The organism is Pseudomonas amygdali (assembly GCF_002699855.1).
Classification (GTDB): Bacteria; Pseudomonadota; Gammaproteobacteria; order Pseudomonadales; family Pseudomonadaceae; genus Aquipseudomonas; species Aquipseudomonas amygdali.
This window is the reverse complement of the sequence record NZ_LKBW01000256.1, coordinates 1-15,371: the sequence shown is the minus strand read 5'-3', so window position 1 is coordinate 15,371 and position 15,371 is coordinate 1. Positions and strand designations below refer to the sequence as shown.

The following is a 15,371-nucleotide window of genomic DNA, read 5'->3' as shown; positions in this document are numbered from 1 at the left end:
TATCGAATTGAACCCCCGCGGCCTTTCAGGCGGTGGTTGTAACCCGAATCATCTGGAGTTTGACCCCCATGGCTAAAATCGCCCCGCAACTGCCTATCGAAGTCGACAGCGAAACCGGCGTCTGGACCTCCGATGCGTTGCCGATGCTCTATGTGCCCCGGCACTTTTTCGTCAACAACCACATGGGCATCGAAGAAGTGCTGGGTGCCGATGCCTACGCTGACATTCTCTACAAAGCCGGTTACAAGTCCGCCTGGCACTGGTGTGAAAAAGAAGCCGAATGCCACGGCCTGCAAGGTGTTGCCGTGTTCGAACACTACATGAAGCGTCTGTCGCAACGCGGCTGGGGGCTGTTCAAGATTCAGGACATCGATATCGAAAAAGGCACCGCCAGCGTGAAGCTTGAGCACTCCTGTTTCGTGTATGTCTACGGCAAGGTCGGACGTAAGGTCGACTACATGTTCACCGGCTGGTTTGCCGGGGCGATGGACCAGATACTCGCCGCCAGCGGCAGCTCGATCCGTACCGTAGCCGAGCAGGTTTACGGTGGTTCCGAAGAAGGTCACGACGACGGACTGTTTGTCGTCAAGCCGCTGTAAATCGAGGATCGCGTTATGGCTTTCGAAGCGATGTTCCAGCCGATCCAGATTGGCAAACTGACAATCCGTAACCGTGTGTTGAGTACCGCGCACGCTGAGGTTTATGCCACAGACGGCGGTATGACCACCGACCGGTATGTGAAGTACTACGAAGAGAAGGCCAAGGGCGGCATCGGTCTGGCCATCTGCGGCGGCTCATCAAGTGTCGCCATCGACAGCCCGCAAGGCTGGTGGAAATCGGTCAATCTGGCGACCGACAGAATCATCCCGCACTTCCAGAACCTCGCCGACGCCATGCACAAGCACGGCGCCAAGATCATGATCCAGATTACTCACATGGGCCGTCGCTCGCGCTGGGATGGTGATCACTGGCCGACCCTGATGTCGCCGTCAGGCATTCGCGAGCCGGTACACCGTGCGACTTGCAAGACCATTGAGCCGGAGGAGATCTGGCGAGTGATCGGCAACTACGCCAGCGCAGCGGCGCGTGCCAAGGCCGGTGGGCTGGACGGGGTCGAGTTGTCGGCGGTGCACCAGCACATGATCGACCAGTTCTGGAGCCCGCGGGTCAACAAGCGCACCGATGAATGGGGTGGCAGTTTCGAGAACCGCATGCGCTTCGGCCTGGAAGTGATCAAGGCGGTGCGCAAGGAGGTCGGCCCCGACTTTTGTGTGGGCCTGCGCATCTGTGGCGACGAGTTCCACCCCGATGGTCTCAGTCACGAGGACATGAAACAGATCGCCAAGTATTACGACGACACCGGCATGATCGATTTCATCGGCGTGGTGGGCTCGGGTTGCGACACCCACAACACCCTGGCCAACGTCATTCCGAACATGAGTTATCCACCGGAGCCGTTTTTGCACTTGGCGGCCGGGATCAAGGAAGTGGTCAAGGCCCCGGTGCTGCACGCGCAGAACATCAAGGACCCGAACCAGGCAACGCGAATTCTGGAAGGCGGCTATGTCGACATGGTCGGCATGACCCGCGCGCACATTGCCGACCCGCACCTGATCGCCAAGATCAAGATGGGCCAGATCGATCAGATCAAGCAATGCGTCGGTGCCAACTACTGCATCGACCGCCAGTATCAGGGGCTGGATGTGCTGTGCATTCAGAACGCTGCGACGTCCCGCGAATACATGGGCGTGCCGCACATCATCGAAAAATCAGCCGGGCCAAAACGCAAGGTCGTGGTGGTCGGTGCCGGTCCTGCCGGTATGGAAGCGGCTCGGGTATCTGCCGAGCGTGGCCATGACGTAACGCTGTTCGAGAAAAAGGAGTTCATCGGCGGGCAGATCACTACCGCGTCCAAGGCACCGCAGCGCGACCAGATTGCCGGTATTACGCGCTGGTTCCAGCTGGAGCTGGCGCGCTTGAAAGTAGATTTGCGTCTGGGTGTTGCGGCCGATGGAGCAACCATCCTCGACCTGCGCCCGGACATCGTGGTGCTGGCGGTCGGCGGTCACCCGTTTCTTGAGCAGAACGAACACTGGGGTGCGGCTGAAGGCCTGGTGGTCAGCAGTTGGGATGTGCTGGACGGCAAGGTGGCGCCCGGCAAGAACGTGCTGGTCTACGACACCATCTGCGAGTTCACCGGCATGTCGGTGGCCGACTATCTGGCCGACTATCTGGCCGACAAGGGCAGCCAGGTCGAGATCGTCACCGATGACATCAAGCCGGGCGTGGCAATTGGCGGAACCTCGTTCCCGACCTACTACCGCAGCATGTACCCCAAGGAAGTGATCATGACCGGCGACATGATGCTGGAAAAAGTCTATCGCGAGGGCGACAAGCTGGTGGCTGTGCTGGAAAACGAATACACCGGTGCCAAGGAGGAGCGAGTTGTCGATCAAGTGGTGGTGGAGAACGGCGTGCGCCCTGACGAAGCTATCTATTACGCGCTCAAGGAAGGCTCGCGCAACAAGGGCCAGATTGACATCGATGCGCTATTCGCCATTCAGCCACAGCCTTCATTGAGCCAGCCGGGCGACGGTTACCTGCTGTTCCGTATCGGCGACTGCGTGGCGCAGCGCAATACCCATGCAGCGATCTATGACGGCTTGCGCCTGTGCAAGGATTTTTGAGAACAGCTACAGGTTGCAAGCTTCAAGCTGCAAGTAGAAGCCTTTGCTCGGTACTTTTTCTTGAAGCTTGCAGCTTGCAGCTTGAGGCTTCCAGCTTAAAGCTTGCATCTTGAGGGCAACGTGATGCTAGACACCCTTCTTCCCATCCTGCTGTTCAGCGCCCTGGCCCTTGCGGCGCTGGGTGCGTGGCGGCGGGTGAGCATGTGGCGCAACGGACGGCCCTCGAAAGTCGACTTGCTCGGCGGGCTGCTGGCCATGCCCAAGCGCTACATGGTTGACCTGCACCACGTAGTCGCACGCGATAAATACATCGCCAACACCCACGTTGCCACTGCAGGGGGTGCGGTTGCCTCAATCGTGCTGGCGATTCTGGTGCACGGCTTCGGCCTGCATAACCGCGTTCTTGGCTACGCGCTATTGCTAATGACGGCGGTGATGTTTGTCGGCGCGGTATTTGTCTATAAGCGTCGTCTCAATCCGCCCGCGCGTTTGTCGAAAGGGCCTTGGATGCGCCTGCCGAAAAGCCTCATGGCGTTTTCAGCGAGCTTCTTTCTGGTCACGCTGCCGGTGGCGGGCATTCTTCCCGAGCATTTTGGTGGCTGGGTGCTGGTCGTTATCCTCGGGTTGGGCGTGTTGTGGGGCATCAGTGAACTGTTCTTCGGCATGACCTGGGGCGGGCCGATGAAGCATGCTTTCGCCGGGGCGCTGCATCTGGCCTGGCACCGGCGTGCCGAGCGTTTTGCTGGGGGACGTTCCACGGGCCTGAAACCTTTGGATCTGAACGATCGAACCGCACCGCTGGGTGTGGAGAAACCTCAGGACTTCACCTGGAACCAACTGCTGGGCTTCGACGCCTGCGTGCAGTGCGGCAAGTGCGAAGCGGCCTGCCCGGCGTTTGCGGCAGGCCAGCCACTCAACCCGAAAAAGTTGATTCAGGACATGGTGGTCGGCCTTGCCGGTGGCACCGACGCAAAATTTGCGGGCAGTCCATATCCGTCGCTGGATGGCAAAGGCAAGCCGCTGGGCGAGCATGGCGGCAATCCGCATCAGCCCATCGTCAACGGGCTGGTGGACGCCGAAACGCTGTGGTCCTGCACCACGTGCCGAGCCTGCGTCGAAGAGTGCCCGATGATGATCGAGCACGTCGATGCCATCGTCGACATGCGCCGTCACCTGACCCTTGAAAAGGGCGCGACGCCAAACAAGGGTGCCGAGGTGCTGGATAACCTGATCGCCACCGATAACCCCGGCGGTTTTGCACCGGGTGGTCGGATGAACTGGGCAGCGGATCTGAACCTGAGTCTGCTCAGCGAGAGAAAGAGCGTGGACGTGCTGTTCTGGGTCGGCGATGGCGCGTTCGACATGCGCAATCAGCGCACGCTGCGCGCCTTTGTCAAAGTACTCAAAGCGGCCAGGATCGATTTCGCCGTGCTGGGCCTCGAAGAGCGCGACAGCGGTGACGTGGCACGGCGTCTGGGCGATGAGGCAACCTTTCAGGTACTTGCCCAACGCAACATTCAGACCCTGGCCAATTACAGCTTCAAGCGTATCGTGACCTGCGACCCACACAGTTTTCATGTGCTGAAAAACGAATATGGCGCTTTTGGCGGTGACTATCAGGTGCAGCATCACAGCACCTTCATGGCTGAACTGGTGCGCAATGGCGCATTGAGTCTGGGCCAGCACAAAGGTGCCAGCGTGACCTATCACGACCCGTGTTACCTGGGCCGTTATAACGGCGAGTACGAGGCCCCTCGTGACGTGCTGCGTGCGCTGGGTATAGAAATCAGGGAAATGCAGCGCTCGGGCTTTCGTTCCCGCTGCTGTGGCGGTGGTGGCGGCGCGCCGATCACCGATATCCCCGGCAAACAGCGAATTCCCGACATGCGCATGGACGACATTCGTGAAACCGCTGCCGAGGTGGTAGCAGTCGGTTGTCCACAGTGCACGGCCATGCTTGAAGGCGTGGTTGAACCACGCCCGCTGATCAAGGATATCGCCGAGCTGGTGGCCGATGCGCTGATTGAAGAAGTTATCCCCAGCCCGTCTGTTGCCAGCAAACGTGAACCCGCGGAGGTGTACTGATGAGCGACATTATCCGCCGCGACCCTCGTGCCGAGTGGATTGCCCGCAATCGACTGCACCCACTGCATGCGGCCATGCAGCCGGCGCTGAACAGCTGGATGGGACCAAACGGTTTGCTGCGCAAGAACGTGCATGGCCTGGGTTTTATCGGTCCCAACGGTATAAAGCGCATCGACCGTAGCGGCGCTCAGCAGGGTGGCGCGGTCAAGCGTTCGGCCGCTGCCGACGTGCAGTTGCCACTGCATGCCATCGTCGAGCCAGCGTTCTATATCACGGTGGTGCCCGATATGGTCGGCGGCCGCCTGAGCAGCCACGATCGCGACTTGCTGGGGCTGGCGCGTCAGCTTGCCGGAGCTGAAGGTGCCGTGCTGGCAGTGGTGTTCGGCGAACACAAGGAAACTGCGTTCGACGTTGCTGGCGTGGATCGGTTATTGATTATCGACGGTGCCGGGTTCGACGGTTATTCACCGGAACAGCGCGTGCAGGGTTCGCGAGCTGTGGATAACCAGGTCAACCCGCGCCACTGGCTGTTGCCGGACAGCCGTAGCGGCGGTGGCGAGCTGGGAAGACGTTTTGCCGCCAGTATCGGCGAGCGACCTGCAACGCGGATCTGGCAGGTCAAGGACCAGCTGTGCATAAGTCGGGCAGGAGCCGGGCGCGAAGACCTGGTTCGGCCTTTGGCCCGTCTGATTCTGGCCGCCGTAGAGTGTGCCGAACCGGTGAGCGAAACCCGCCACGAGGTATTGGAGGTCGAGTTGTCCACAAGCGTGGCGCGCAGCCTGCCGCGTATAGAGGACCTGGGAGCGGTTGCCGTCGACCCCGGAGTTATCCCCATGGCTGAAGCCGAATTCATTCTGTCTGGCGGCAATGGTGTCAAAGACTGGGACCTGTTTCATCACGCCGCTTCGGTACTCGGGGCCACCGAAGGGGCGTCGCGGGTGGCGGTGGACGATGGTTTCATGGGCCGCGAGCGGCAGGTAGGCGCGAGTGGCACCTGGGTGACCGCAAGGGTGTATGTCGCCGTCGGTATTTCCGGGGCCATCCAGCATCTGCAGGGCATCGGCGCCTGCGACAAGGTCATTGCGATCAATCTGGATGCGGGGTGCGACATGGTCAAACGCGCTGATCTATCGGTCATCGGCGAGAGCGCCGAAGTGCTCACGGCGTTGATAGCCGCAGTGCAAGCCTGGCGCAGCGGAGGTAAGCGCGATGCAGCCTGAAGTGTCTGTGGATAAGCATGCGGTACAGATCATCAGTCTGGTGTCCATCGGGGCGCACCCGACATCGGGTCGTGCGCGCCGCGCCGAACAGGATGCGCGGGCCGTCGAGCTTGGCTTGCAGCTGGCTGGGGATAACTTGCAGGTACTGCACGCCGGCAATGCCGAAGAACCGGCACTGCGCGCTTACCTTGGCATGGGGCTCAACGAGCTGCATGTGCTGGAGCAACCCGAGGGCGCCGATGCGCTGGTCGCGTTGACTGACTACCTCCGCGATTCTGCCGCACAGGTGGTGCTGGCCGGCAGTCAGGCTGAAACCGGTGAAGGGTCGGGCATGCTGCCTTTTCTGTTGGCTGAAAGGCTGGGCTGGCCACTGGTGACCGGTCTGGCTGAGGTCGAGTCGCTGAACAACGGTACCGCAGTGGTGTTGCAGGCTCTGCCTCGCGGCCAGCGTCGTCGGCTGAAGGTCCGCCTGCCGTTTCTGGCCACTGTGGATAACGCGGCTCCCAAACCTCGACAGAGCGCATTCGGGCCCGCACAGCGTGGCACGCTGGACACCGAAAGAGTTCAGGTCGTTGCCGATGAGTTATTGACCAACCAAGCGCTGCAGCCAGCCAGACCGCGGCCCAAACGCCTGAAAGTGATCAAGGCCAAGAGCGGCGCTGATCGCATGAAAGCCGCCACTGCCAAGGCCAGCGGCGGCGCAGGCCAAGTGCTGAAGGGGCTGCGCCCGGAAGAGGGCGCAGCCGCGATTCTGAAGCTGTTGATCGATGAGGGCGTCGTAAAGTAAGGCTATGGTCTGGTGCTGCCCTCTTTGATGGGCGGTTTGCCTTTCTGCTCGGAGAGAGGCTGGAAGTAGGCATAGGAAATGCTCCCGTCCAGACCACCGCCATTACTGACCTAGACTTTTACATCCGCGTTTTCGTAACTGCGGTTGAAACTCGAAATCGTGATGGGTAGCAAGATGGCTCGTTTGAACGTTACGCCTGTACGGCCTTGGCCAAAACTTCCGTCCGGCTTGCCGGTAACCGAGAACCTCGATCCCTTACCGGCCTTGAGTATTTTGGCAGAGCGTATTTCATCGTTGTCGCAGCCATAGCTGTTATTGCCACTGCCCATTTTGAATTGTCTGTCCGCATTGAAGGGCACCGTGCAGACAATATTCTGTGTTGCCCCATTGCCTTCATAGAACACAATGCTTGCGTCGCTTATGTCGTTATCGTCTGCTTTGTTAAGCACTTTTATTCGTGAAACCTTACCGTCAAGCCCATTATTATGAGAGGCGACCTTGCGGTAGTAGAACGTATCGGCCGAGCCCTCGAATGAATCGATTCGCACCCTTTTGCCCATGGGAATCGATTGCTTGACGTCTATCAGTGTGAAGTCATCCTGCTTATCTGCGTCGGGGTTGTCGTACAGTTCTATACGCGTGCCCGCTCGAACACCCTCAAGTTCCATTGACCGGAGTTCGTCGTTCTCACACCCGCGTGAGGCAAGCTTCATGTCATATTGAACGCCGCTGGTGCCCCCACCCTGATTCACCGGCAATACGCAGGAGGTGTCCCCCGCACGGTTGGCCCGGTTGTCTTCGTAGAAATAGAGACCGCCTTGAGAAAGCGCCGCAGCATAGGGCAGCGCGTCACCCACCTGGTTGCAGTCAATGCCCAGGTAGTTGGGTTTGCGCCAACCGGTCGCTTCGCCGCAATAGTTTTCCACCCGGCGCTGCAACCAGGTCAGGTTGTTGTCCATGTTTCCTGCATGCAGCGTAGTACTGCCCCAGGCATGGAATTGATTAAGAACGAATAGCCGCGGCAAACCACCGTCACGGGTGCGCAATGAAAGGTCCATGTAGCTGTAGCGTCTTTTGCATTGCCAGTCATGAACCAGCGAAGTTATACCCAGGTTGTAGGAGTTCTCAACTTGCGTGTTGGGTGCCCAAAGAACCTCGGCCTGTTTGCCGGCCAGCGTGTACTTCTGCGCCGCTGACCCGTTCGATAACATGACGAGGCGTTTGTTACTGTCGATCATTTCCCGAACCGTTGGCCAGCTTTGTCCGTTGGACACATGGCTGTAATCCGCTATTTCCGGCACTTCTTCCAGCACCGGGAGCAGTTCGGCTGGGCTCAGCGTCGATTCGAAAAGCATGGAAATGACGGCATTTCGATCTTTCTTCATGTAGGCAATAAACTCTCTTAGCACGTCGCTTAACAAGGGCGCGTCCCTCCAGCATGCACCGATCGCCGGCAGATGGCATACCCGAACCCGTTTTTGCCCGTTGTCATCGCCCACATCCATGTGGATATCCAGCATGAACCCCCTGATACCGCGTTCCAGTTGTGGAGTAATGGCGTCCAGATAAGCATTGTGCGCAGTGACCCACGTGTACTGATCGAAGGTCTTGGTGAAGTCATTGATGCCCGGCGCTGCATACGCATCCTTGTTGACCCTGATCCAGTGGGCGTCTTCTGTTTCTGAGGTCGGGTAATACCAGTAATGCGCGGCTGCGTTACCGGAAAATTTCGAGCGGTAAAAAGTAATGTTATTCAGCGAGTGAATGGCGCCGGGGTACGTAGGTTCGTCCCATTCCTTCGGATCCTGCCATGTTCCTGCATGCTTGCCAGCATAGGTCCAGTAACTGTTGTCTGCAGCACCCGCAGGGTAATACCAGTTGTGTCTGGCCGGGCTGCCTTCCTTCAAGGCCTTGAAGAACCGTGTTTGGCCATTTTCATCGTAACGATGAATTTCCCCCACACGCGTAAATTCGTTCCATGTTTTGGGATCGGCGTAGTTACCTTCATTTTTGTAGAGATATGTCCAGTCTGACGTGCTGTATTCCGAGGTTGGAAAGTACCGGCCCGCTTCGGACGGACGACCCTCTTTTTCTGCACGGAACAACAACCGTTCGCCGTGGTAGTCGTAGCTGTAGATATCATCCGGGTAGGCGTAGTCGTTCCAGGTATTGGGCACTTCGAACGTACCTCGTCCCTTGCGGAAGAACTCCCACCATGTAGAGCTCTTGTCGGCAACAGGGTCGCCTTTAGCGGGCTGCTCCTTGGGGTAGTCGTTCTTGCCTGTGAACTTCGACCTGAACAACATGCTTTGATAGTCGATGGTTGTCTGATGGACAAGGCCATTCTGCGTCCAGTCAGCCAGGCTTTTGGGCTGATCGCGTGTTCCAGTGAGGTGCGTGACCTGAAGAAACTTCCAGGCTGGCGACTTTTCGACGAGAGCCGGAGGCTTCTTCTCTTCGTCCGTATCAAGTGGCGCGTTCGGAGGCTGGCTCCATTTGTCCTGCTCAGGTATACCCTCCTTGTCGGAGTTCACGCTAAACAACAAGCGCATTCCGCTGACATTGCGCACATGAACGGCGCCGCGCCAGCTGACTTCGTTCCACTCTTTAGGGTTATCGACGGTGCCGGCGTGCCTGGAGATGCCATAGAAAACCCAGTTTTCGTTGTCCTGTTGATCGGCGGGGGTTGGCCAGTCATTCAATGAAGGAACACCGCTGTTTTTCGCGATGAAATAATGATCACCATCCTCGTACGTGGTTTTTACATAGTCGCCTGGTATGACGGGCTCGTTCTCATTCTTGGGATCGCTGATAGTGCCGTCGTGTCTTGCGGTCGCTACGTAGAGGAAATGTTCAGTGCTACTGTCGTCTGGGGGATAGGCCCAGTTCTGCTGGTTGGGTATTCCAGCGCGTCTGGCTTTGAAATAGAGCCGTATGCCGTCTTTTTCTACGCGATGAATCGCTCCCCTCCACGTAACTTCGTCAGGTACATGAGGGTCGGCAAAAGTGCCTGCATGCGACGTCGTGCCGTAATAGGCCCACTGTTCGGTGCTGCTTTCATCTGTGGGGTAGTACCAGTTATGTGTTGAAGGTGTCCCTGTCATCTGTGCACGGAAGTAGAGTGTTTTGCCATCATACTCATAGCGATGCAGACGTCCGGGCCACGTGTATTCATCCCACTCCTTGGGATCGTTTTCGGTTCCGGAGTGCCTGCTGACGCCCAGAAAGTGCCAGGAGTCGTTATCAGTGGGGGTCTTTGGCCGTTCGCCTACATCAACGTTCATTTCGCCGGATTTTTTGGCTTCAAACATAAATCGCGTTTCCAGGTCCAGATGGATGGCACCCGCCCAGGTTGGCTGGTCGAAATATTTGGGACTGTTCAGCGTGCCTTGGTAAATCGAAAAGCCAACATGATCAAAGTTGTTTTCGTTCCCATAGCCCTCTGGATCATCCGCCACATGCCCCCAGATTTTCGATCTGAAGAACCATCGGGTAAAACTTTCGCCAATACCGGTGGGGATTTTCACCACGTGTAGCGCGCCTGGCCAGGTTGCATCGGATTCAGGTTTCGGATCGAGCCAACTGCCCGCGTGAATACCCATGTCCAGGTAAGACCATTGCTGGTTGCTGTCAGGCGGTGTCGGATAGTGCCATCCTCCCTGACCGGGAACGCCATCGATGAGGGACCTTGCGAAGTAAACCTTTCCATCAACTTCAAAGCGGTGAATCGCGCCAGGCCAAGTGATTTCGTAAGCGTCCTTGGGTGATTGCAAGGTGCCTGCAAGCGCACTTTTACCCACATAAAACCAGTCTTCATTGCTTTGCTGTGAGTCAGGCAGCGGATGCCCGGTACTGAAAACACCGGCAAAACGAGCCTGGTAATACTCGTCCGTGGTGTGGATGACCCGGACAGTCTCGCCTGGCCTGATCATCTCCCCGGCCTGCACTGGATCAGTCAATGTGCCTTGATGAGAGGCTTGGCCCACGAACTCCCACCAGGCGTTGCCGGCTGCTTGCAGCGGAAGCGGGTGATCGATGCCGATGACAGCTAGATTGCCTGCAATCTTCGAGCGGTAATAATGCCTGGTGTTTTCGACCTGGCGCATATGAATCGCTCCCGTCCAGGTCACTTCCTGCTGATCCTTGGGATTGATGATATCGCCCGAATGCCTGGATTCTCCGACTACTGTCCAGTAATCATTTTCTCCGTTCAGAGGAATCGGCCAGTCGTGCTCGGCAAGCAGTCCATCGACTTTGGAGAGCAGATACAGAGTACGGTCTCTGGCTTGCATCGCGTTGATGCTGCCGGGCGAGGTAAATCCTGAGGAGCCTTTCGGATCGGCCCAGGTACCCTCGGGAACGTTTGTGCCCAAATACTGCCAGTGCTCGTTGTCGGTTCCAGGTACGGGATAACTCCAGTCATTGGCTTGAGGAATGCCCTGTGCGAGAGAGCGGTAATAGACGTGTTGACCTTCAACGGTAGTGGCGTGAATCAGCCCTTGGCTGGTCATTTCGTCGAAGTCTTTCGGATCGGCGAACGTGCCTTTGTGCCGGACCACGCCCATCACTTTCCAATACTCTGTATCGCCCGCAGTCGGGAGAGGCCAATGGTCGGCGGTCGGGTTTCCGGACTGCTGAGCTATGTAAAACTGGCGCCGGCCTGATGAGCTGTACTCGTGAACAGCGCCAACCCAGGTCTGGCCGCTCATTGATTTGGGGTCGGCGTAAGTGCCAGCCTGATCGGAGGTAAACATGAACTCCCAGAAGTCTGTACTTGCGGGCTGTTGCGGGTAAGGTGTTTGCGAAGTGGGCTTTCCGCTGATTTTCGATTTGAGAAACACCCGTTGACCATCGATGGTTGCTACGTGTATCGCATCTGGCCAGGTAGGATCGGTAAAGGGTTTTGGGTCCGAGAAGGTGCCGGCATGTTCTCCGGCGTACTCATAGAACACGTTGGATTCGTCGCCTGAGGGATATACAGCACCTACATCCTGAGCAAATCCGGAAAATCTGGAGCGGAAAAGTTTTTGACGCGTCAGGCCAAGCTGGTCGGCAAAGATTGCGCCGGGCGTGTTGATGTCGTTACGTTCGCGCGGCGTTTCGGCTGTGCCGCCGTTGAGTGAGGTCACGTAGCTCCACTGATCATCGCTTGTTTCGCCCACCGGATAAATCCACCCCCCTGCATCCGGTTGAGCCTGCTGCCTGGCCGCAAAAATGATGTGCTGATCTTCATCCAGGTGCAGTGCGCCAGGCCATGTGGTGTCATCACGGTCTTTGAGGTCGTCTGCCGTGCCGGCATGTTTGAACACCGTGACGAACTCCCAGTGTGTGTTACTGGCGAGATCATTCGGGTAGGGCGTCGTTGCGGAGGGCATGCCGTCGAACAGTGAGCGCAGTACTACACGCTGACCCTTGATCGAGGCCTCATGCAGTGCGCCGATCCGGGTGAAGTCATCGAAGGGCTTGAAGTCACTCCATGTGCCTGCGTGCCTGCCTGCATAGACCCAGTAAGGATCGGCGATGCCTACAGTCGAGAAGCTGTCGAGATCGTTGGCGGGGTAGCCTTCGTAATTGGAAACATAGAACGTGCGCGCGCCTGGAACAGTGCCATCCACGTAGACCGAACCTGCCTGGCTGTAGTCAGCGAACTGCCTCGGCGCTTCGAAAGTGCCTAACGGTTGTATCACCGGAATATATGACCAGTGTTCATTGCTTTCTGGTGTGGTTGGCAGCGGCCAGTCCTGCTCGGAGGGAAAGCCCTCTGCCAGCGATACGAAATAAACGGGAGTGCCGTCGATCAGCGTTTTATGCACCGCGCCGGGCCAGGTAAATTCCTGTTGGGTCTTGGGGTCGGCCACTGTTCCTGCATGGAGAGAAGTCCCCAACGAATGGAACTCGTCGGTCTGGCTGTAATCCCAACCGGTTGCCGGCGCGGTCCAGGATGTCAGCGCACGATACAGCGCTTTCCCCTGGCTCTGCGGCGCTGAATGGATAGCGCCGACCCAGGTCTCGGTGTCCCGATCAGTTCTGGGGTCCCACCAGGTTCCGGCGTTCTGGGTGATGCTGCGCACTCCCCAATAAGTGGTATTGGCAGGCCAGGTTGGGTAAGGCTGTTCAACTGCCCCCGCGAAGTGCGCCGCGAATGAAACCCACTTGCCCTGCAGTTTGGCGCGATGCAGTTTGTCGAGCGCCGTGTTTTCTCCGAAGGCTTTCGGATCTGTATATGAGCCTTCATGTGCGCCGCGATAGTCCCAGTTGTGATTGCTCTGCGCGTCATTGGGGAACTCTGCATTCAGAAGGGGCGCAAACCCGATAAATGTGGATGCGTAGTAGTGACTGCGTAGCGGGCTCAGCGGGTTGCGATAATAAGAGCCCTTCGACGTGCTCATGTCGGTCCAGGGTTTGGGGAGGGGGACCCCCTATGCCTGACAGGGGTCCCGCAAACTTCCAGTACCCAGCGCCTTGCTCTGTGCCGGGTGCAGGCCAAGCATCAACACTTGGGCGTCCGGTGTGCTGTGCCAGATAAACGGTTTTGGTGTGCTCGAAATATACGAAGACGCCAGGCCATACCAGATCCTGATCGGTTTTCATGGCTTCAGGTGTTCCGGATTTATCAAAAAAGCCTAGGAAGTCCCAGAAATCATTGCTCTGTGCTGTGGTGGGATAGGGTGTTTCGGCACTTGGCGTGCCGTCCACTTTCGAGCTTAACAAAGCCTTTTGTTATCAATCAGGCCCATGTGCAGGGCACTCACACGGGTAGGCTCATCGAACGACTTGAGGTCCGGCCCCAGACCTGAATGCTGGCCGGCGTAGGTCCAGAATTCGGTTGAACGTGGCGTATCGGGAAAAGCCGGATCAGCCTGATCAGGCTGGCTGTCGAACACAGCGGTATAGAACACGTTGCCTTGCTCGGTCAGGTCGAGGAATACCGCGCCTTTGAAAGCTGGTTCTCCTGCCAGCCGTGGCTGCTCGAAAGTGCCCGCGTTCACTTCTTCACCGACTGCCCGGACGGGAACAGTCGAGGCCGATTGAGATGATTCAGAAGGGCTCACGCCAGGGGCCGCAGTGACCAGCCAGGCCAACAGAAGGCCGCTGGCAAATGCCACCGACATTACAATCCTTTGATATTTTTTCACGGCACACCCGAGTCCATTCACAGTGAGTTGGCAATGCATTGAATAAATCCTATACGCGGAGCAAGCGCTGAGGTACCTATCAAACCTGACAGGTCTGTGCATAAACGGCTTTGCAGGACGACTTACACACAATCCCTGTGCGTGCGCCTGTGGATAATGTGTTCGTGAACGTCTGAAGGGCTTTTAGAACGTGGCTTTCGGAGTGGTGTTCAAAAAACGATCAATCTAACTCTTTATTTTCATTGCATTTTTTTTGTGGATAAATGCGCACTGCCATCTGCCAGCCACTGGGTTTGCCCACAATCTCTGTGCGCGTGCTTGTGGACAAGTTGTTTGTGATTACCTGCAAGCCTTGTAAATAAAGGCTTTGGAGGTTTTGTATGAAAAATGATCAAAGCAGGGTTTTGCGTGCAGCGTTGGTCCATTCGGGTGGTTTTTCAGCCATTTTATAAGTTGTCCACAGCAGGCCGAGTGATTCGGACGAAGTTGTACCCAAAGTCTGTTGGCGCTTCTGTGGATAAGGTGTTCGCGCTCCTCTGTAACCCAGTGAAACTGTGGGCTACAAGGTTTTGAGCAAAAAATGTACAGGTGCAATGTTTGCAAGGTGATCTGGATAAGTGATTGTTATCCAGTACATTCCTGCGTCAGCGCAACGACTCACCCACATGAACGCTTTGAAGGCTGTGTGGATAAGTCATTGCGGCGCTATATTTTCAAGCCCGTCTCATCGGCTATGGCAGAAGGTACCTGACGCCACGAGGATTACTGCCATTTTTTCGGCAAACCGGGATAAAGTTTGCCGCCTGCTTGCTCCACCCAAAGCGCCCACAACGTTGGTGCACTACCTGGCTTCCAGTCTATTTGTGAGGTGTGAGGATTGAGACAGATATAGGTGTCGCCGCCATACGTCACTTTATCCCCCTTCAAATAGGATTGAGCTGTTTTCCACTCAGGAATCGCTGCGCTGGTCGAAGCTTGTACAACATTGCTTGGGCCAGACAGGTTTTTCTCTGTATCGAGCGCGCCGGCAAGACACTGATACGTTTTAGCCGCTGTTAGTCCTTCCACAGTGTACTTGAGTGTTGTGGCGTCGAGACTCACTGTCTCCCCGCCAAAGGTTATGAGGCGGTAGGACGCGACACCCAGTGCACTGAAAGACGCGTCCCACTCTAATGAAACACTGGTCATTGTTGCAGCGGTCTGGCGTAAGTTGCCTGGTGGCGTAGGGCGATCGTCAGAGGGCTCTGACTTTGTAGTGACCAAGAGCGTTTCAGAGCGCTCAGAGCTGTTTCCCACGCTGTCAATCGCCTGGATCTGATAACCATAAAGACGGCTGTGCAAGACACTTGTGTCAGTAAAGGGTGCGCTTCCAACGCGCTGTAAAAAAACATTATTGAACCGCCCCGGGTTTCTCGGAGACCCTTTTGTTTGAGTCATGCCACCTGGGCAGACTCGG

Annotated in this window: 8 protein-coding genes; 5 read left to right on the top strand and 3 right to left on the bottom strand. The window is 57.1% G+C overall.

Annotated features, from left to right (window positions below):
* The first annotated feature begins 68 nt into the window (after positions 1-68).
* The 5 genes from AO277_RS15785 to etfB all read left to right on the top strand — a co-directional run bounded on the left by AO277_RS15785 (position 69) and on the right by etfB (position 6,779).
* Entirely contained in the window at positions 69-599 is a 531-nt protein-coding gene (locus tag AO277_RS15785) for a DUF5943 domain-containing protein (protein WP_005613912.1), read from the top strand.
* Positions 600-614: 15 nt separating this feature from the next.
* On the top strand, positions 615-2,687 hold the full coding sequence (gene dgcA, locus AO277_RS15780) for a dimethylglycine demethylation protein DgcA (protein ID WP_044318369.1): 2,073 nt from the start codon (positions 615-617) through the stop codon (positions 2,685-2,687).
* Between the two features lie 123 nt (positions 2,688-2,810).
* On the top strand, positions 2,811-4,772 hold the full coding sequence (gene dgcB / locus AO277_RS15775) for a dimethylglycine demethylation protein DgcB (protein WP_044318370.1): 1,962 nt from the start codon (positions 2,811-2,813) through the stop codon (positions 4,770-4,772).
* Entirely contained in the window at positions 4,772-5,992 is a 1,221-nt protein-coding gene (gene etfA / locus AO277_RS15770) for an electron transfer flavoprotein subunit alpha (protein ID WP_044318371.1), read from the top strand. The genes dgcB and etfA overlap by 1 nt, the downstream gene beginning before the upstream one ends.
* Entirely contained in the window at positions 5,982-6,779 is a 798-nt protein-coding gene (gene etfB / locus AO277_RS15765) for an electron transfer flavoprotein subunit beta (RefSeq protein WP_002555662.1), read from the top strand. Before etfA ends, etfB begins: the two co-directional genes overlap by 11 nt.
* Positions 6,780-6,889: 110 nt before the next feature.
* Here the strand turns inward: etfB and AO277_RS15760 are convergent, their stop codons facing one another.
* The 3 genes from AO277_RS15760 to AO277_RS15755 all read right to left on the bottom strand — a co-directional run.
* The gene (locus tag AO277_RS15760) at positions 6,890-13,168 is read right to left on the bottom strand and encodes a phosphoinositide-specific phospholipase C-related protein (RefSeq protein ID WP_236691221.1); all 6,279 of its coding nucleotides are present in this window, start codon (positions 13,166-13,168) and stop codon (positions 6,890-6,892) included.
* A 315-nt stretch (positions 13,169-13,483) separates the two neighbouring features.
* Positions 13,484-13,891 carry a hypothetical protein gene (locus AO277_RS29195; RefSeq protein WP_236691222.1) on the bottom strand — a complete coding sequence of 136 codons (408 nt, stop codon included), beginning with the start codon at positions 13,889-13,891 and terminating at the stop codon, positions 13,484-13,486.
* 786 nt (positions 13,892-14,677) lie between these two features.
* Positions 14,678-15,371: carbohydrate-binding protein (locus AO277_RS15755; RefSeq protein ID WP_371411885.1), on the bottom strand; the 694-nt coding region annotated here is incomplete at its 5' end.